Source organism: Saccharothrix violaceirubra, assembly GCF_014203755.1.
GTDB lineage: Bacteria > Actinomycetota > Actinomycetes > Mycobacteriales > Pseudonocardiaceae > Actinosynnema > Actinosynnema violaceirubrum.
Map to the genome: position 1 here is coordinate 1,727,433 of NZ_JACHJS010000001.1, position 19,209 is coordinate 1,746,641.

The window sequence follows — 19,209 nt, forward strand, 5'->3', positions numbered from 1 at the left end:
GACTGTCAAAAGCGGACCATATTCCGGTCCGTGGGTCGGCATCGTTCGAGCGATCAACTCGTTCATTATTGGAGAGTTTGATCCTGGCTCAGGACGAACGCTGGCGGCGTGCTTAACACATGCAAGTCGAGCGGTAAGGCCCTTCGGGGTACACGAGCGGCGAACGGGTGAGTAACACGTGGGTAACCTGCCCTGTACTTCGGGATAAGCCTGGGAAACCGGGTCTAATACCGGATACGACTCCGCGACGCATGTCGTGGGGTGGAAAGTTCCGGCGGTACGGGATGGACCCGCGGCCTATCAGCTTGTTGGTGGGGTAGTGGCCTACCAAGGCGACGACGGGTAGCCGGCCTGAGAGGGTGACCGGCCACACTGGGACTGAGACACGGCCCAGACTCCTACGGGAGGCAGCAGTGGGGAATATTGCACAATGGGCGGAAGCCTGATGCAGCGACGCCGCGTGGGGGATGACGGCCTTCGGGTTGTAAACCTCTTTCAGCAGGGACGAAGGGTGACTGACGGTACCTGCAGAAGAAGCACCGGCTAACTACGTGCCAGCAGCCGCGGTAATACGTAGGGTGCGAGCGTTGTCCGGAATTATTGGGCGTAAAGAGCTCGTAGGCGGTTTGTCGCGTCGGCCGTGAAAACTTCACGCTTAACGTGGAGCCTGCGGTCGATACGGGCAGACTTGAGTTCGGCAGGGGAGACTGGAATTCCTGGTGTAGCGGTGAAATGCGCAGATATCAGGAGGAACACCGGTGGCGAAGGCGGGTCTCTGGGCCGATACTGACGCTGAGGAGCGAAAGCGTGGGGAGCGAACAGGATTAGATACCCTGGTAGTCCACGCCGTAAACGGTGGGTGCTAGGTGTGGGGGGCTTCCACGTCCTCCGTGCCGCAGCTAACGCATTAAGCACCCCGCCTGGGGAGTACGGCCGCAAGGCTAAAACTCAAAGGAATTGACGGGGGCCCGCACAAGCGGCGGAGCATGTGGATTAATTCGATGCAACGCGAAGAACCTTACCTGGGCTTGACATGCACCGGAAACTGCCAGAGATGGTGGCCTCTTCGGACTGGTGTACAGGTGGTGCATGGCTGTCGTCAGCTCGTGTCGTGAGATGTTGGGTTAAGTCCCGCAACGAGCGCAACCCTCGTTCCATGTTGCCAGCGCGTAGTGGCGGGGACTCATGGGAGACTGCCGGGGTCAACTCGGAGGAAGGTGGGGATGACGTCAAGTCATCATGCCCCTTATGTCCAGGGCTTCACACATGCTACAATGGCCGGTACAGAGGGCTGCTAAGCCGTGAGGTGGAGCGAATCCCTTAAAGCCGGTCTCAGTTCGGATCGGGGTCTGCAACTCGACCCCGTGAAGTCGGAGTCGCTAGTAATCGCAGATCAGCAACGCTGCGGTGAATACGTTCCCGGGCCTTGTACACACCGCCCGTCACGTCACGAAAGTCGGTAACACCCGAAGCCCGTGGCCCAACCCGTAAGGGGGGGAGCGGTCGAAGGTGGGACTGGCGATTGGGACGAAGTCGTAACAAGGTAGCCGTACCGGAAGGTGCGGCTGGATCACCTCCTTTCTAAGGAGCATCTGCGCCGCGGTCCTTTTCGGAGGGTCGTGGTGGAGGCCACGCCGGCGGCGGACGATCGTCGGGTGGGGCTCAATTTTGTGGATGCTGGCTAATGCGGGACTCCTTGTTGTTCGGAGAGTGAGTACTGCCTGCTTGCGGGCGTGGAAAGGTCTTCGGAGGGCTTGAAGCTTCTGTTCGGTGCGCTGTTGGGTGTCTGAGAGAACACGCGAGTGTCTTTCAGTGACCGACCGGTCCGGTCTTCGAACCGCTGGTGTGCCTCTTCGGGGGTGTGCGGGTAGGCGTTGACGTTGGTGGGCTGGTGTCTGGTTTGTTCTTTGAGAACTGCACAGTGGATGCGAGCATCTTTGTGGCAAGTTATTAAGGGCATACGGTGGATGCCTTGGCACCAGGAGCCGATGAAGGACGTAGGAGACTGCGATAAGCCTTGGGGAGTTGTCAACCGAGCTGAGATCCAAGGATTTCCGAATGGGGAAACCCGGCCCCAGTCATGTGGGGTCACCCACGTCTGAACACATAGGGCGTGTGGAGGGAACGCGGGGAAGTGAAACATCTCAGTACCCGCAGGAAGAGAAAACAACCGTGATTCCGTGAGTAGTGGCGAGCGAAAGCGGAAGAGGCTAAACCGTATTCGTGTGATACCCGGCAGGGGTTGCGTGTACGGGGTCGTGGGACCCACTGGTCAGTTCTGCCGGACTGGCAAGGAGTCAGAAAGCACTGTGGTTAGCGGAACGCGTCTGGAAAGCGTGGCCGTAGCGGGTGACAGCCCCGTACGCGAAAACCCGGTGTCTCCTTGTGGTGTTCCCAAGTAGCAGCGAGCTCGTGGAATTTGCTGTGAATCTGGCGGGACCACCCGCTAAGCCTGAATACTCCCTGGTGACCGATAGCGGACTAGTACCGTGAGGGAAAGGTGAAAAGTACCCCGGGAGGGGAGTGAAATAGTACCTGAAACCGTGTGCCTACAATCCGTCGGAGCCTTTCGGGGTGACGGCGTGCCTTTTGAAGAATGAGCCTGCGAGTTAGTGCTGCGTGGCGAGGTTAACCCGTGTGGGGTAGCCGTAGCGAAAGCGAGTCCGAAGAGGGCGTGATAGTCGCGTGGTCTAGACCCGAAGCGGAGTGATCTAGCCATGGCCAGGGTGAAGCGTGGGTAAGACCGCGTGGAGGCCCGAACCCACCAGGGTTGAAAACCTGGGGGATGAGCTGTGGTTAGGGGTGAAAGGCCAATCAAACTCCGTGATAGCTGGTTCTCCCCGAAATGCATTTAGGTGCAGCGTCGTGTGTTTCGTGCCGGAGGTAGAGCACTGGATGGTCTAGGGGGCCCACAAGCTTACCGAAATCAACCAAACTCCGAATGCCGGTACGTGAGAGCGCGGCAGTGAGACTGCGGGGGATAAGCTTCGTAGTCGAGAGGGAAACAGCCCAGAACGCCGGCTAAGGCCCCTAAGTGTGTGCTCAGTGGGAAAGGATGTGGGGTCGCCCAGACAACCAGGAGGTTGGCTTAGAAGCAGCCACCCTTTAAAGAGTGCGTAATAGCTCACTGGTCAAGTGGTCCTGCGCCGACAATGTAGCGGGGCTCAAGCACACCGCCGAAGCCGTGTCATTCAGACTCAGGTCTGGATGGGTAGGGGAGCGTCGTGCAGCGGGTGAAGCGCCGGAGTGATCCAGGTGTGGACGCTGTGCGAGTGAGAATGCAGGCATGAGTAGCGAAAGACGAGTGGGAAACTCGTCCGCCGGATGACCAAGGGTTCCTGGGCCAGGCTAATCCGCCCAGGGTAAGTCGGGACCTAAGGCGAGGCCGACAGGCGTAGTCGATGGACAACGGGTTGATATTCCCGTACCCGTGTGAACGCGCCCATGGCGAACCTTGTGATACTAACCGCCCGAAGCCCGCGCCTGATCCTTCGGGTGATGGTGTGACGTGGAGCGCGGGACCTGAACTTGTAGTAGTCAAGCGATGGGGTGACGCAGGAGGGTAGCTCCGCCAGTGAGTGGTAGTACTGGTGTAAGCGTGTAGGCCGTGGCATAGGCAAATCCGTGCCACACGCAGGCTGAGACGTGATGCGTAGCCGATTGAGGCGAAGTAGAGTGATCCCATGCTGTCGAGAAAAGCCTCTAGTGAGTGTTCATGCGGCCCGTACCCCAAACCGACACAGGTGGTCAGGTAGAGAATACCGAGGCGATCGGGTGAACTGTGGTCAAGGAACTCGGCAAAATGCCCCCGTAACTTCGGGAGAAGGGGGGCCGGGGGATTTGAAGCCCCTTGCGGGCTAGGATCTTCCGGCCGCAGAGACCAGCGAGAAGCGACTGTTTACTAAAAACACAGGTCCGTGCGAAGTCGCAAGACGATGTATACGGACTGACGCCTGCCCGGTGCTGGAACGTTAAGGGGACCGGTCAGTCACTTTGTGGCGAAGCTGAGAACTTAAGCGCCAGTAAACGGCGGTGGTAACTATAACCATCCTAAGGTAGCGAAATTCCTTGTCGGGTAAGTTCCGACCTGCACGAATGGCGTAACGACTTCTCGACTGTCTCGACCGCAGGCCCGGCGAAATTGCATTACGAGTAAAGATGCTCGTTACGCGCGGCAGGACGGAAAGACCCCGGGACCTTTACTATAGCTTGGTATTGGTGTTCGGTTCGGCTTGTGTAGGATAGGTGGGAGACTGTGAAGCGGCCACGCCAGTGGTTGTGGAGTCGTCGTTGAAATACCACTCTGGTCGTACTGGATGTCTAACCTCGGTCCGTGATCCGGATCAGGGACAGTGCCTGGTGGGTAGTTTAACTGGGGCGGTTGCCTCCCAAAGGGTAACGGAGGCGCTCAAAGGTTCCCTCAGCCTGGTTGGCAATCAGGTGTCGAGTGCAAGTGCACAAGGGGGCTTGACTGTGAGACCGACGGGTCGAGCAGGGACGAAAGTCGGAACTAGTGATCCGGCCATGGCTTGTGGAAGCGTGGTCGCTCAACGGATAAAAGGTACCCCGGGGATAACAGGCTGATCTTGCCCAAGAGTCCATATCGACGGCATGGTTTGGCACCTCGATGTCGGCTCGTCGCATCCTGGGGCTGGAGTAGGTCCCAAGGGTTGGGCTGTTCGCCCATTAAAGCGGTACGCGAGCTGGGTTTAGAACGTCGTGAGACAGTTCGGTCCCTATCCGCCGCGCGCGTAGGATACTTGCGGAAGGCTGTCCCTAGTACGAGAGGACCGGGACGGACGGACCTCTGGTGTGCCAGTTGTCCCGCCAGGGGCATGGCTGGTTGGCTACGTTCGGAAGGGATAACCGCTGAAGGCATCTAAGCGGGAAGCTCGTTCCTAGATGAGGTGTCCCACCCCTTTGTGGGTTAAGGCCCCCAGTAGACGACTGGGTTGATAGGCCGGAGATGGAAGGTCGGTAACGGCTGGAGTTGACCGGTACTAATAGGCCGAGGACTTGTCATGAAGATGTTGCGCATCCACTGTGCGGTTCTGAAGGAACCGAAACCAGGCCCCCGGCGGGTTCTGGTCGACTTGTGAGGGTCGGCTGGGAGTGTCGGGTGTGGTCGGTTGGTTATCTTCATAGTGTTTCGGTGGTCATTGCGGTTGGGGAACACCCGGTCCCATTCCGAACCCGGTAGTTAAGCCTTCCAGCGCCGATGGTACTGCATTCGTGAGGGTGTGGGAGAGTAGGACGCCGCCGAACATTCTTCCCTGAAAGGGCTTGTGATGGGGCACATGGAAATGTGTCCGAATCGCAAGCCCTTTCGGCATGTTCATCGGTAGGAGGATTCAGGTGTCCAGGTTCGGGGATCATCCCGGCGACCGTCAGCGTGGCCAGGGAGACCGACCGCGCCGATCCGACGGTGGCCGTGCCGAAGGCGATCGTAGGCACAACAGCAGTGACCGGGACTCTCGTGGTGGCGAGCGGTCCGGTGGTTTTCAGCGGCGGGACGACCGGGCCGCGGGCAATCGTGGTGGCGACAATCGGGGTGGTTACCAGCGTCGCGACGACCGGCCGCGTGACGACCGTGCGTCTTCCGGTGGTGAACGACGGGAATTCCGCCCTCGGGGCGGCGACGACCGCGGTGGATTCCGGCGGGACGACCGGCGTGAAGGCTTCCGCCGTGACGACCACCGCGGTGACCGCGGTGGTTTCCGGCGCGACGACCGGGCGGGTTCCGATCGTGCAGGTTCAGATCGGGCGGGTTCGGAGCGGGGTGGCTCCGACCGGCACGGTTCGGATCGGGGGCGGTTCGACCGTTCCCGTGACGACCGGGGTGGATTCCGCCGGGACGACCGGGATTCCGGTCGGTCCGGTGAGCGTGGAGGTTTCCGCCGGGACGACCGTTCCGGTGGCGACCGGGGATTCCGGCGGGACGACAACAGGGGTTCCGGTCGCGGCCCGTCCGAGCGGGGCGGTTCCGAGCGGGGTGGGTTCCGGCGCGACGAGCGTCCGGGGTTCGACCGCGGTGGTGAGCGCTCCGGCGGTGACCGCGGTGGGTTCCGGTCCGAGCGGCCCGGGGGTTTCCAGCGGCGCGACGACCGTGCCGGTGACAGCCGAGGCGGGTACGACCGCTCCCGGGACAGCCGGGGATCCGGTGACAGCCGTGGCGGGTACCGGCGGGACGACCGTGCGGGTGGCTCGCGGTTCGGCGAGTCGCGCGGTGAAGGCCGGCCCGCCGGCGGTCGGTTCTCCGGCGGCGACCGGCCCGCCGGCGGTCGGTTCTCCGGCGGCGACCGGCCCGCCGGCGGTCGGTTCTCCGGCGGCGACCGGCCCGGTGGTGAGCGTTCCGGCGGCGAGCGTGGTGGGTACCAGCGTGAGTACCGGCCTCGGGACGACCGGGGCGGCGAGCGTTCCGGTGGCTACCAGCGGCGTGACGACCGGGGCGACAGCCGCGGTGGGGACAGTCGTGGTGGGGACAGTCGTGGTGGGGACGGTCGGGGCGGTTACCAGCGTCGGGACGACCGGCCGCGGTTCGACCGGCGTGACGACCGGCGTGACGACCGTCGGGACGACCGTCGGGACGACCGGCGTGGGTACGGGTCACGCGACGAGCGGCCCCGTCAGGACCGGGGTGGCGAGCGTGGGCGTGACGAGCGGCCCCGCTTCGACCGGCGGGACGACCGGGGCGGCCGGGTGGACTCGGTGCGTTCCGACTCGGGACGGCGGTTCGACCGGCGGGACGAGCGCAGCCGCGACCGTGCGGCCCGGTTCCAGGAGCGGGCCGCCTCGACGGACCAGACCGAGACCGGTGCCGAGGTCGAGCCCGACGACGTCGACCCGGTGATCGCCAAGCAGGTCGCCGAGGCGACCGGTGAGGTGCCCGAGTCGGTCGGGCGTGCCGGCGACGACGTCGCCGGCGAGGACGACCTTGAAGACGACCTCGAGGACGACGAGGACGAGGCCGACTCCGATGACGACGAAAGCGTTGTCGGAGAACGGGATGACGACGTCGAAGACGACGAGGACGAGACCGACGAGGACGGGGACCGCCGGTCTGCCGACGTCGGCGCGGAGTCCCCGGCCGAGGGTGGGCGGGACGGCCGGCGCGACGGCGACGGCGGTCGGACGCGGGCGCCCGAGCTGCCCGAGGAAGCCGACATCTCGTTGCTGGACCCGGAGATCCGCCAGGAGTTGCGCGGATTGCCCAAGGGGCTCGCGGACATCGTCGGGCGGCACCTGGCCGCGGCCGGGTTGCTGATCGACGGCGAACCCGAGGTGGCCCTGGAGCACGCGCGGTACGCGCGGCTCAAGGCTGCGCGGGTCGGTGTCGTGCGCGAAGCGGCCGGGTTGACCGCGTACTACGCGGGCGAGTGGGCCGAGGCGCTCTCGGAACTGCGGGCCGCGCGGCGGATGACGCACGGTTCCGGGAACCTGGCGATCATGGCCGACTGCGAGCGCGCGCTGGGCCGGCCGGAGCGGGCGATCGAACTCGCGCGCGACGCGCAGGGCCTGAAGCTCGACCCCGAGGAGGCCGTCGAGCTGCGGATCGTCGTGGCCGGCGCGCGGCGGGACATGGGGCAGCACGACGCGGCCGTCGTCGCGCTCCAGGGGCCGGACCTCGACGAGAAGCGTCGTGACCCGTGGAGTGCGCGCCTGTTCTACGCCTACGCGGACAACCTCGAGGCGGCCGGGCGTACCGAGGAGGCCGTGCGCTGGTTCCTCAACGCCGCCCAGGCCGACGACGACAACGAGACCGACGCGGCCGAGCGGGCGTTCGACCTGAGCCCCCAGGAATGACCGCCTGGTTCCGGCGGCCCCACGTGGGGCCGCCGGAACCGGCGTAGGACGTGACAGCGGCCGTCGGGACGGGAGACCACCGGCGGCCGTCGTGTTGTCGGAGTGTCCGCCGCTGCCCCCCCGGGCCGTCGGTGGACGCGGTGCGCTGAGGGTTTCGTGGTTCCTTCCGCGGCGGGACAGGGGAGTCGACGCTGTCCGGGCGGGTGCGGTCTTCGTCGCGTCGAAGTGACTTCCGGGCCCGCGTCGGGGACGCTGGACGTGGGGTCCGGGTGCCGGGCCGGACTTTTCGGCCGTACGGAAGGACCATCGTGCTGCTCGACCGCTACGACGCACTGCTGCTCGACCTCGACGGCACGGTCTACCGTGGCCGGGAAGCCGTTCCCGGTGCGGTCGACGCGGTGGCCCACGCGCGGGCGCACGGCATCGGCATCCGGTTCGTCACCAACAACGCCTCCCGGTCGTCTTCCGACGTCGCCGGACACCTGGCCGAACTCGGGTTCGGCGCCTCCCCGGACGAGGTGAGCACGAGCGCGCAGGCCGGTGCCGCGATGCTCGTCGACCACGTGCCCGCCGGGGCCACCGTGCTCGTCCTGGGCACGACCGCGTTGGTGGACGGGGTCCGCGCGCGGGGCTTCGTGCCCACCACCGAGGCGGCCGGCGCCGCGGCCGTCGTGCAGGGGCTGTCGCAGGACCTCGGCTGGCGGGAGTTGGCCGAAGCCTGCGTGGCGATCCGCGCCGGCGCGGTGTGGGTGGCGTGCAACGTCGACTACACGCTGCCCACCGAACGCGGACTGCTGCCGGGCAACGGGTCGCTGGTCGCCGCCCTGCGGGCCGCCACCGGTGCCGAGCCGTCGGTCGCGGGCAAGCCCGCCACGCCGTTGTTGGACCAGGCGGCCAAATCCCTCGGTGCCCAGCGTCCACTGGTCGTCGGCGACCGGCTCGACACCGACATCGCGGGCGCCGTCAACGCGGGCATGGACTCGTTGCTGGTGCTGACCGGCGTCTCCACCCGAGCCGAGGCGGACGCCCTCCCGCCGGAGGCGCGGCCCACGCACATCGCGGCCGACCTGTCGGTCCTGGCATCGGCTACCGTTCACCTGTGAGCTTCGAGGTTCCCCTCCCCGGTCCACCGCGTGACCCGGTCGCCGGGATCGACGACGCGGTGGCCGGTCTGGACGGACTCGACCCGCTGGCGGTCGACGAGCACGTGAGCCGGTTCGACGAGGTGCACACCGCGTTGACCGCCGCCCTGTCCAGCATCGACCAGGTGTGACCGGTGCCGCGCAGGGCTCGGCTCGACGCCGAACTGGTCCGCCGCGGTCTCGCCCGCTCCCGTGAGCACGCGAGCCAGTTGGTCGCCGACGGTCGCGTGACGGTGCGCGGCACGGTCGCGACCAAACCCGCGACCGCCGTCGAACTGGACACCGCGCTGGTCGTCCGCGACAACGACGGCCCCAACTACGCCTCACGCGGCGCGCACAAGCTCGTCGGCGCGCTGGAACGGTTCGACGCCGTGGTCGTCGAGGGCCGGCGCTGCCTGGACGCGGGTGCGTCCACCGGCGGGTTCACCGACGTGCTGCTGCGCGCGGGCGCCCGCCAGGTCGTGGCCGCCGACGTCGGACGCGGCCTGCTGGACTGGCGGTTGCGCACCGACGACCGGGTCGTGGTGAAGGACAAGACGAACGTCCGCGCCTTGGCGCCCGAGGACATCGGCGGTCCGGTGGACCTGGTGGTGGCCGACCTGTCGTTCATCTCGCTGCGGCTCGTGCTGCCCGCGCTCGCGTCCTGCCTGGACGAGGACGGCGACCTGCTGCCCATGGTCAAGCCGCAGTTCGAGGTCGGCCGGGAACGGCTCGGGTCCGGCGGCGTGGTGCGCGATCCGGAGCTGCGCGCCGAGGCCGTGCTCGACGTCGTCGCGTCCGCCGCCGGACTGGGGTTGCGCACGCACGGCGTGACCGCGAGCCCGCTGCCCGGTCCTTCGGGCAACGTGGAGTTCTTCGTCTGGCTTCGGCGCGGTGAACCGCTCGACGCCGACACCGCAGCCGGGCTCGTGCGCGCGGCCGTCGCGGAAGGACCCCGATGAGCGGAAACGTCGTGGTGGACCGGGAGATCCTGCTCGTCGTCCACACCGGACGGCGCAGCAACGTGTCCCTGGCGCGGGAGGTCGCGGTCCGGTTCGCCGCCGCCGGCATCGCACTGCGCGTGCTGGCGGACGAGGCCGCCGCGCTGGACCCGGCGTTCTTCGCCGCGGTGGTCAAGGCCGACGAACAGGCCGCCGAGGGCACCGAGCTGGTGTTCGTGCTCGGCGGCGACGGCACGCTGCTGCGCGCCGCGGAACTGGCCCGCCCGGCGGGTGTCCCGGTGCTGGGCGTGAACCTGGGTCGCGTCGGTTTCCTCGCCGAGGCGGATTCGGACGCGCTGTACGAGGCGATCGCGACCGTCGTCGACCGGGGTTACCGGGTCGAGGAGCGGATGACGCTGGACATCGTCGCCACGCTCGACGGCGACGTGCTCGAACGGACCTGGGCGCTCAACGAGGCCAGCGTCGAGAAGAGCATGCGCGAGCGCATCCTGGACGTGGTCGTCGAGGTCGACGGGCGGCCGGTGTCCGCGTTCGGCTGCGACGGCGTCCTGGTCGCCACGCCCACCGGTTCGACCGCGTACGCGTTCTCCGCCGGCGGTCCGGTGGTGTGGCCCGACGTGCAGGCCCTGCTGGTCGTGCCCAGCAACGCGCACGCGCTGTTCGCCCGGCCGCTGGTCGTGTCGCCGGCGTCGGTCGTGGCGCTGGAGGTCGACGCCGGCGGGCACCCGGCCGTGCTGTGCGCGGACGGCCGCCGCACCGTGGAACTGCCGCCCGGCGCCCGGGTCGAGGTGGTCGGCAGCCCCACCCCGCTGCGCTTGATCAGGCTGCGTGACGGCGTGTTCACCGACCGGCTGGTGGAGAAGTTCTCGCTGCCGGTGCAGGGCTGGCGCGGTCCGGCGGCCGACTAGGATTTTCGCGCGGACACCGCCCCCCGAAGCCCGCGTTCGTCGGTATCGCCCAGTAGTGTCTGCGAACGTGTTGGCCGAGATGCGCATCCAGGGCCTTGGTGTGATCGACGAGGCCACCCTCGAACTCGATGCCGGATTCACCGTGGTGACGGGTGAGACAGGCGCCGGGAAGACCATGGTCGTCACCGGACTCCACCTGCTCGGCGGCGGGCGGGCCGAGGCGTCCCGGGTCCGCTCCGGCGCCGACCGGGCGATAGTCGAAGGCAGGTTCAGCGCGCCCGCCGGCAGTCCCGCCGCGAAGGCGGCCGAGGAGGTCGGCGGCGAACCCGACGAGGACGGCAGCGTCATCGCGATCCGGTCGGTCTCCGCCGACGGCCGGTCGCGGGCCCACCTCGGCGGCCGGTCCGTGCCCGTGGGCGTGCTCGCGGAACTGGCCGAGCAACTCCTGGCCGTGCACGGCCAGAACGACCAGCTACGCCTGCTACGGCCGGCCGAGCAGCGGTCGGTGCTCGACCGGTTCGCCGGCGACGAGGTCGCCGGACCGCTGCGCGAGTACCGCAAGATCCGCGACGAGTGGCTGCGCGTCGCCGCCGAACTGACCGAGCGCACCGAACGCGCCCGCGAACTGGCGCGGGAATCGGAACTGCTGCGGCACGGCCTCGCCGAGATCGGCGCCGTCGACCCGAAACCGGGCGAGGACGCCGAGCTCGTGCTGGAGGCCCGTCGGCTGGCCGACGCCGACCAGTTGCGCGAGTCCGCCTCCGGTGCCGCGTACGCGGTGTCGGGGTCGCCCGACGGCGACCCGGACAACCCCGGTGCGCTGGGCCTGATCGGCGAGGCGCGGCGGCGGCTGGGCTCGTCCGAGGATCCCCGGCTGCGCGACCTGGAACCCCGGCTGGTCGAGGCCGAGACGCTGCTGGCCGACGTCGGCGCGGAGATCGTCGCCTACCTGGACCACCTCGACGCCGACCCGGCCCGGCTGGAACGGGTGCTCGCCCGCCAGGCCGAGCTGAAGTCGTTGACCCGCAAGTACGCCGCCGACGTCGACGGCGTGATCGAGTGGGCGGCCGACGCGTCCGGCAGGCTTTCCGGGCTCGACACGTCCGACGAGGCGCTGGCCGTGCTGGCCGCCCGCCGCGACGAGTTGGCCGGGCAGCTCGCGGAGTTCGCGCTGCGGGTCACGGCGGCCCGTGAGGACGCGGCCCAGGAACTGGGCAAGGCCGTGTCCGAGGAGTTGACCGGACTGGCCATGCCGCACGCGACGGTCGAGGTCGTGGTGCGTCCCCGGGTCGCCGAATCGGGTGATCCGCAGGCGCTGCCGGTCGGCGGCCGGTCGCTGCACGCGGGCGCGAGCGGCGTCGACGAGGTCGAGCTGCGGCTGATCGCGCACCCCGGTGCGCCCGCGCTGCCCGTGCACAAGGGCGCGTCCGGTGGCGAGTTGTCCCGCGTGATGCTGGCGCTGGAGGTCGTGCTGTCGCACTCGGATCCCGTGCCCACGCTGGTGTTCGACGAGGTCGACGCCGGTGTCGGCGGCCGGGCGGCGGTCGAGGTCGGCCGCCGGCTCGCCCGGCTCGCGCGCAGCCACCAGGTCATCGTGGTCACGCACCTGCCGCAGGTCGCCGCGTTCGCAGACCGGCACCTGGTCGTGGACAAGACCGCGGACGGCGTCCTGACCCGCAGCGGCGTGCGGCGGCTCGACGAGCCGCAGCGCGTCGTGGAACTGGCCAGGATGCTCGCGGGCATGGATTCGACGGACACGGGTCGGGCGCACGCCGAGGAGTTGCTGGCGGCGGCGAAGGCGGACAAGGACAACGTCCCGGTCGTGCGGCGGAAGGGAAAGCGGACATGAGCGGAACGCGGCTCGTCGGGGTGCTGCTGCTGCTCGCGGCGGCGGTGACCGCGGCGCTGGCCACGTTCCTGCCCCTGTTCCGGTACGTCCAGGAGTTCAGCCCGTCGAACGGGATCGAGTTCTCGTCCACGTCCTGGGAGTACGAGGTCCGGTTCAAGATCTCGGCCGACGACGCCGAGGGCGTCGACCGGTCGTCCGACGACCAGCGCGAGCCGTCCCCGCAGTTCGGCGTCCCGGTGATGTTCGGGGTGCTGGTGCTGTTCGGTGCCGCGCTGCTGTCGTTCCTGCCCGAGCGGCAGCGGCTCGCGTCGCGGTACGCCGCGGTCGGTGCGTCCGGCGTGCTGATCGGCGGTGTGGGCGCGGCGTTCGCGTTCGCGGCCAAGGCGCTCACGTCCGGCGACCCGGTCCGCGCCCAGGTCCAGGACGGGCACTACGGGGCCGGGTTGTGGCTGCTGCTCGCGGCGACCGCGGCGGCGGTGGTCGGCACGGTGCTGCTGCACACCCGTCGGGAACGCGCGGTGGAGGCGACCGTCGGCGTGGTCTACCGGGTGGACGAGGGCGACGACGACACGCCGCCGTTCGGCATCCCGGTCGCCGTGCTGCCCGGCGACGCTGTGACCGGTGGGCCGGTCCGGGACACCGGTCCGGCCTCGGGCGCGGGTGCGTCGACGGCCGCCGGTGTCGTGGGTACGGAGTCGGCGGGTGTCGGCACGGTCGCCGACGGGAACCCGGCCGGGAACGCCGACGGGAAGTCGGAGGAGCGGACGTCGTGAACCGGGCCGCGTCCGGGGTCGCCGCGTTGGCGGCCGGTGCGGTGCTGGGCGCGGTGGGCACGGCGTTGCCCCTCTACGGGGTGGTCCGGCCCGGTGGGCGGACCGAGGTCCTGGTGACGGCGTGGCACGGTCTGGGGTCCGGGTCGGCGCGGTTGGCGCTGCCCGCGGTGGTCGGAGTGGGGGTCCTGGTGGTCGCGGTGGCGTTATCCGTCTTACGGCCCGGTGTGCTCGGGCGGTTCCTCGCGGCGGTCGGCGCCGCGCTGTCCGTCGGCGTGGCCGCGGTCGTGGCGACCGTGGTCGCCGGGGTGCTCGCGGCCGACCCGTCGGCCTACCTCGGTTCGGGTGCCGTGCTGCTCGCGGTGGCGTCGGTGATCGCCCTGGTCGGCGCCGCGTTGGTGCAGGACTGGACGCGGTCGTGACGGGTCGCGTGGTCCTCGTCGGGGTCGTGCTGTTGTGGTGCGGCGTCGTGCTGACCGTGGTCGGGTCGTTCCTGCCGCTCTACGGGGTCGCCATGGCGCCCACACCGGAGTTCGAGGGGTACCGCTTCGGGCTGACGTCCTGGGGCGACTTCCACGAGCCCCCGCTGCCGGCCGAGGCGGCGCCCGGTGTGCCGCGGACCGCCGAGTACGGGTACGGGCTGCTGGCGGGTGCCGCCCTGGCCGGGTTCGGTGCGGTGCGCGCCCGGCACGTCTCCGGCCGCGCGGGCGCGGTCGCCGGTGCCGGGGTGCTCGCGGGCACGGTCTGGGCCGCGTGGCAGGGATCGCTGCTGCTGTATCCGGGCGACGTGCCCGAGGGCACCGGGATGGAGAAGTTCGTCGGGCCCGGCGTCTGGCTGCTGGCCGCCGCGTGCGCGTGCACGGCGGTGGGCGCGTTCCTGGTGCACGGGCTCCCACGGCGCGCGTCGAAGCCGGAGGGCCCGTCGGTGATCAGGGTCGACGACGACCACGACGCGACCCCGCCGTTCGGCTTTCCCGCACCCGCTGTCCGTCTGCCGGGGGACGAGGGCCACCCGAGCGGGTGAATATCGTCCACTGTGGACCGGTCGGGCCTGTGACCTGCCCGGATCGGTGCGGCGTGTTGCGGGCCGAACGCGGGCCGGCGGGTCCACCATCGGCCCATGAAGCTCTCCGGGTTGCTCAGCCGCTCGAACCGCGAACTGCCGGGGACGTCGGGACTCGCGCGGGTCGACCGCCGCACGGGCGACCTGCTGCGCCGGATCGGCCCCGGCGACATCGCCGTGCTCGACCAGGTCGACCTCGACCGGCGCACCGCCGAGGCGCTCGTGGCCGCCGAGGTGGTCGGCGTGGTCAACGCGTCGCCGTCGATCTCCGGCCGCTTCCCCAACCTCGGCCCCGAGGTGCTCGTCGCGGCCGGCATCCCGTTGGTCGACGACGTCGGCACGGCCGTGCTGCGCGTCGTGAAGGAGGGCACGAAGCTACGCGTGCACGAAGGCGTGGTGTACGCGGGCGACCGTGAGGTCGCGCGCGGGGTCGAGCAGACCGCCGAGCGGATCGCCGACGCGCTGATCGAGGCGAAGGCGGGCATGGCCGCCCAGCTGGAGGCGTTCTCCGCGAACACGATCGAGTTCCTGCGCCGCGAGCGCACGCTGATCCTCGACGGCGTGGGCGTGCCCGACGTGGTCGTGCCGATCAAGGACCGCCAGGTGCTCGTCGTCGCCGGCGGCACCCGGCACGTCGACGGGCTGCGCCGGCTGCGCAAGTACATCCGCGAGTACCGGCCCGTGCTCATCGGCGTGGACATCGGCGCCGACACGCTGTTCGCCTGCGGGTTCAAGCCGGACGTGATCGTGGGCGACCCGGACGGCATCGGCACCGAGGCGTTGCGCGCCGGTTCCGAGGTGGTCGTGCCCGCCCAGACCGACGGGCACGCGCCGGGCCTGGAGCGCATCCAGGACCTGGGCATCGGCGCGGTCACGTTCCCGGCCACCGGCAATGCCGAGGACCTGGCCCTGCTGCTGGCCGAGGCGCACGGCGCCACGCTCGTGGTGACCGTCGGCGTGCAGGCGGGCCTGCGGGAGTTCCTCGACCGCGGCCACTGCGGGTCCAACCCGTCCACCTTCCTGACCCGGCTCAAGCTCGGCGCCCGGCTCGTCGACGGCGAGGCCGTCGCCGTGCTGCACCGCAGCCGGGTGTCGTTCGGGGTGATCGCGCTGCTGGTGCTGGCGGCCGTGGTCGTGATGGTGGCCGCGCTGTGGGTGTCGGGTGTGGGCCAGGTGTACGTGGACATCGCCGTCGACGGCGTCCGCGCCCTCGTCGACCAGGTGAAGGGATGGTTCGGGTGATAACCCTGCGTTACCACATCGTGTCGATCACGGCGGTGTTCCTGTCGCTCGCGGTCGGCGTCGTCCTCGGCTCGACCGCGATCAGCGGACGCCTGCTCTCCGGCCTGACCGAGGACAACGGGTCGCTCGGCGCCCAGGTCGCCGACCTGCAGAACCAGCGCAACGCGCTCGACGCGCGGCTGGCCGACCAGGACCGGTTCGCCGCGGCGATCGGGCCGCTCGCGGTCAAGGGTGTGCTGACCGACCGGACCGTGGTGCTGGTGACCACGTCCGACGCCGCGCCCGGCGACCGGGACGCGCTGGCCGAGCTGCTGCGCTCGGCGGGCGCCGCGGTCACCGGCGAACTCCAGCTCACCGACGCGTTCCCCGACCCCGGCAAGGCCGACCAGCTCCGCGACCTCGTCGCCCGCCTCCAGCCCGCCGGCACCGAACTGCCCACCGCCACCGACCCCGGCACCCGTGCGGGCGGCCTGCTCGGCACGTTGCTGCTGCTCGACGCCGAGACCAACGAGCCGCAGGCGTCCGCCGACGAGACCGCCGCCGCGCTCGCGGGCCTGGCCGGCGGCGGGTTCGTGAAGTCCGGATCCGACCTGAAGCCGGCGCAGCTCGTCGTCGTGCTCACCGGCGGCGCGCTCACCGCGGACTCGGCCGCCGACCGGGCGTCCACCCTGGCCCGGTTCGCCACCCAGCTCGACCGGTCCGGTGTGGGCGCGGTGCTGGCGGGATCGGCGGGCAGCGCGGACGGCACCGGGCCGGTCGGCGTCGTGCGCGCGGACACCGCGGCCACGTCCGTGCTGTCCACCGTGGACGACGTGGGCACGGCCGCCGGGCGCGTCGTGACCGTGCTGGCGTTGCGCGAGCAGCTCGACGGCAAGGCCGGCCGGTACGGCGTGGCGGGCAACGCGCAGGGGCCGGCGCCTGGCATCGAGGCAGGTTGACGGCGGGTGAACGGTCCTGGGCCGAACGGGTGAGGCCGGTGGGCGCCGGCGGTCCGCCGGCGTGTTAGCGTTAGGGCCCGTGGACAGGGCCGGAGCCCTGGCGGAACATTCGGACCACGGGAGCCTCGTTGGTGCTTCAGGCACGCACGACCAAGCACGTTTTCGTCACCGGAGGCGTGGCCTCCTCGCTCGGCAAGGGCCTCACCGCGAGCAGCCTCGGTCAGCTCCTGACCTCCCGTGGCCTGCGGGTGACCATGCAGAAGCTCGACCCGTACCTCAACGTGGACCCCGGGACGATGAACCCGTTCCAGCACGGCGAGGTGTTCGTGACCGAGGACGGCGCCGAGACCGACCTCGACATCGGTCACTACGAGCGGTTCCTCGCCCGTGACCTGTCCGGCGAGGCCAACGTCACCACCGGCCAGGTGTACTCCGAGGTGATCGCCAAGGAGCGGCGCGGCGAGTACCTGGGCGACACCGTCCAGGTCATCCCGCACATCACCGACGAGATCAAGCGCCGGATCCGGGCGATGGCCGAGCCGGACGCGGACGGCAACGCGCCGGACGTGGTGATCACCGAGGTCGGCGGCACGGTCGGCGACATCGAGTCGCTGCCGTTCCTGGAGGCCGCCCGGCAGGTGCGCCACGACGTGGGCCGCGACAACGTGTTCTTCCTGCACGTGTCGCTCGTGCCCTACCTGGCGCCGTCGGGCGAGCTGAAGACCAAGCCGACCCAGCACTCGGTGGCCGCGCTGCGCAACATCGGCATCCAGCCCGACGCCATCGTGTGCCGGGCGGACCGGGAGATCCCGGACGCGCTCAAGCGCAAGATCGGCCTGATGTGCGACGTGGACACCGACGCCGTGGTCGCGGCCGTGGACGCGCCGTCCATCTACGACATCCCCAAGGTGCTGCACGGCGAGGGCCTCGACGCCTACGTGGTGCGCCGGCTCGGGCTGCCGTTCCGGGACGTGGACTGGACCGTGTGGGGCGACCTGCTCGGCCGCGTGCACAACCCGAGCGAGAAGGTGCGGGTCGCGCTCGTGGGCAAGTACGTCGACCTGCCCGACGCGTACCTGTCGGTGACCGAGGCGCTGCGCGCGGGCGGGTTCGCGCACCGGGCCAAGGTCGAGGTCGTGTGGGTGGCCTCCGACGAGTGCGACACGCCGTCGGGCGCGGCGCACGCGTTGGCCGGCATCGACGCGGTGCTGGTGCCCGGCGGGTTCGGCGTGCGCGGCATCGAGGGCAAGATCGGCGCGGTGACGCACGCCCGCACGCGCGGCATCCCCGTGCTGGGGCTGTGCCTGGGCCTGCAGTGCATGGTCATCGAGGCCGCGCGGAACCTCGCGGGCATCGCGGACGCGAACTCGGCCGAGTTCGAGGAGGTCGGCTCGCCGGTCATCAGCACGATGGCCGACCAGCAGGACGTCGTGTCCGGTCAGCGCGACATGGGCGGCACGATGCGGCTGGGCGCCTACCCGGCCAAGCTCGTCCCGGGTTCGCAGGTGGCCCTGGCCTACGGCGCGGTCGAGGTGTCCGAACGGCACCGGCACCGCTACGAGGTCAACAACGCCTACCGCGACCGGCTGGCCAAGTCCGGCCTGGTGTTCTCCGGGACCTCGCCGGACGGGCGGCTGGTGGAGTTCATCGAGCTGCCCGCCGACGTGCACCCGTTCTTCGTGGCCACGCAGGCGCACCCCGAGCTGAAGTCGCGGCCCACCCGGCCGCACCCGCTGTTCGCGGCGTTCGTGAAGGCCGCGCTGGACTACCGGCTCGCCGACCGGCTGCCGCTGCCCGAGACCGCCGGGGCGAAGGCGTGACCCGGCACGAGTTCTCGACGGTGTCCTCGCGGGACGTGCACATCGGACGGGTCGTGGGCCTGCGGGTCGACGAGGTCGTCATGCCCGGCGGGGGCACGGCGTCGCGCGAGGTCGTCGAGCACCTGGGCGCGGTGGCGGTCGCGGCCGTGGACGACGACGGGTGCGTGACGTTGATCCACCAGTACCGGCACCCGTTGGGCAAGCGGATCTGGGAACTGCCGGCCGGGTTGCTGGACGCCGCGGCGGAGGAGCCGCTGGAGGCGGCCCGGCGCGAGCTGGTCGAGGAGGTCGGGCTGACCGCGTCCTCGTGGGTGACGCTGGTGGACGTCGCCGCGTCGCCCGGGTTCACCGACGAGGTCGTGCGGGTGTTCCTCGCGCGGGGGCTGGAGTCGGTCGAGCGGCAGGTGCTGGGCGAGGAGGAGGCCGACCTCGAGGCCCGGCAGGTGCCGTTGGACGAGGCCGTGGCCATGGCGTTGGCCGGGGAGATCGTCAACGGCGCGGCGGTGTCGGGGTTGCTGGCGGCCCAGGCGGTGCTGGCCGGGCGGGCGCGGGCCCGGCCCGCCGACGCGCCGTTCGCCGACCGGCCCACGGCGTTCGCCCGGCGGCTTTCGGTCTAGGTCGCACTTCCGGGTCTCGTTCTCGGACGGTGGGCCCACCGGCGCGTACCCCCCGGGCGGAACACGGACCGGTGTCGCGGACGCCGGGTGGGTGCCCGAGTGCGTATTTCGGGGTG

13 protein-coding genes and 3 rRNA genes are annotated in these 19,209 nt (G+C 69.8%); all 16 read left to right on the top strand.

The features are described 5' to 3' along the window. Window positions 1-65 precede the first annotated feature (65 nt). The 16 genes from F4559_RS08655 (at window position 66) to F4559_RS08730 (ending at window position 19,093) form a co-directional block, all read left to right on the top strand. Window positions 66-1,581: ribosomal RNA gene (locus F4559_RS08655) — 16S ribosomal RNA — on the top strand. Between the two features lie 359 nt (window positions 1,582-1,940). Beyond that, window positions 1,941-5,024 (top strand): 23S ribosomal RNA (locus F4559_RS08660). A gap of 124 nt (window positions 5,025-5,148) precedes the next feature. Beyond that, window positions 5,149-5,265 (top strand): 5S ribosomal RNA (gene rrf / locus F4559_RS08665). Together the 16S, 23S and 5S rRNA genes form the textbook arrangement of a ribosomal RNA operon. Before the next feature lie 1,443 nt (window positions 5,266-6,708). Beyond that, window positions 6,709-7,803: a tetratricopeptide repeat protein gene (locus F4559_RS34835; protein ID WP_184667366.1), complete on the top strand. Its 1,095-nt coding sequence runs from the start codon at window positions 6,709-6,711 to the stop codon at window positions 7,801-7,803. Window positions 7,804-8,111: 308 nt separating this feature from the next. Continuing rightward, window positions 8,112-8,906, top strand: a complete 795-nt coding sequence (locus F4559_RS08675) for an HAD-IIA family hydrolase (protein WP_184667368.1) — start codon at window positions 8,112-8,114, stop codon at window positions 8,904-8,906. Further along, complete coding sequence (locus F4559_RS08680) at window positions 8,903-9,076, top strand: hypothetical protein (RefSeq protein WP_184667370.1); 174 nt, start codon at window positions 8,903-8,905, stop codon at window positions 9,074-9,076. The genes F4559_RS08675 and F4559_RS08680 overlap by 4 nt, the downstream gene beginning before the upstream one ends. A 3-nt stretch (window positions 9,077-9,079) precedes the next feature. Beyond that, window positions 9,080-9,886, top strand: coding sequence for a TlyA family RNA methyltransferase (locus F4559_RS08685; protein ID WP_184667372.1), 807 nt, complete (start codon window positions 9,080-9,082; stop codon window positions 9,884-9,886). Beyond that, the gene (locus F4559_RS08690) at window positions 9,883-10,794 is read left to right on the top strand and encodes an NAD kinase (RefSeq protein ID WP_184667374.1); all 912 of its coding nucleotides are present in this window, start codon (window positions 9,883-9,885) and stop codon (window positions 10,792-10,794) included. Before F4559_RS08685 ends, F4559_RS08690 begins: the two co-directional genes overlap by 4 nt. A 67-nt stretch (window positions 10,795-10,861) precedes the next feature. Continuing rightward, window positions 10,862-12,643 carry a DNA repair protein RecN gene (gene recN / locus F4559_RS08695; RefSeq protein WP_184675573.1) on the top strand — a complete coding sequence of 594 codons (1,782 nt, stop codon included), beginning with the start codon at window positions 10,862-10,864 and terminating at the stop codon, window positions 12,641-12,643. Then, window positions 12,640-13,416: a hypothetical protein gene (locus F4559_RS08700; protein WP_184667376.1), complete on the top strand. Its 777-nt coding sequence runs from the start codon at window positions 12,640-12,642 to the stop codon at window positions 13,414-13,416. Before recN ends, F4559_RS08700 begins: the two co-directional genes overlap by 4 nt. Then, window positions 13,413-13,835 (top strand): hypothetical protein, encoded by a 423-nt coding sequence (locus F4559_RS08705; protein ID WP_184667378.1) that lies wholly within the window; start codon window positions 13,413-13,415, stop codon window positions 13,833-13,835. The genes F4559_RS08700 and F4559_RS08705 overlap by 4 nt, the downstream gene beginning before the upstream one ends. Further along, complete coding sequence (locus F4559_RS08710; RefSeq protein WP_184667380.1) at window positions 13,832-14,437, top strand: hypothetical protein; 606 nt, start codon at window positions 13,832-13,834, stop codon at window positions 14,435-14,437. Before F4559_RS08705 ends, F4559_RS08710 begins: the two co-directional genes overlap by 4 nt. A gap of 96 nt (window positions 14,438-14,533) precedes the next feature. Further along, window positions 14,534-15,718, top strand: coding sequence for a putative cytokinetic ring protein SteA (steA, locus tag F4559_RS08715; RefSeq protein WP_184667382.1), 1,185 nt, complete (start codon window positions 14,534-14,536; stop codon window positions 15,716-15,718). Continuing rightward, window positions 15,715-16,656, top strand: coding sequence for a copper transporter (locus tag F4559_RS08720; protein WP_184675575.1), 942 nt, complete (start codon window positions 15,715-15,717; stop codon window positions 16,654-16,656). The genes steA and F4559_RS08720 overlap by 4 nt, the downstream gene beginning before the upstream one ends. A 128-nt stretch (window positions 16,657-16,784) precedes the next feature. Next, window positions 16,785-18,476: a CTP synthase gene (pyrG, locus tag F4559_RS08725; protein ID WP_184667384.1), complete on the top strand. Its 1,692-nt coding sequence runs from the start codon at window positions 16,785-16,787 to the stop codon at window positions 18,474-18,476. Next, window positions 18,473-19,093: an NUDIX domain-containing protein gene (locus tag F4559_RS08730; protein WP_184667386.1), complete on the top strand. Its 621-nt coding sequence runs from the start codon at window positions 18,473-18,475 to the stop codon at window positions 19,091-19,093. Before pyrG ends, F4559_RS08730 begins: the two co-directional genes overlap by 4 nt. Window positions 19,094-19,209: the final 116 nt, after the last annotated feature.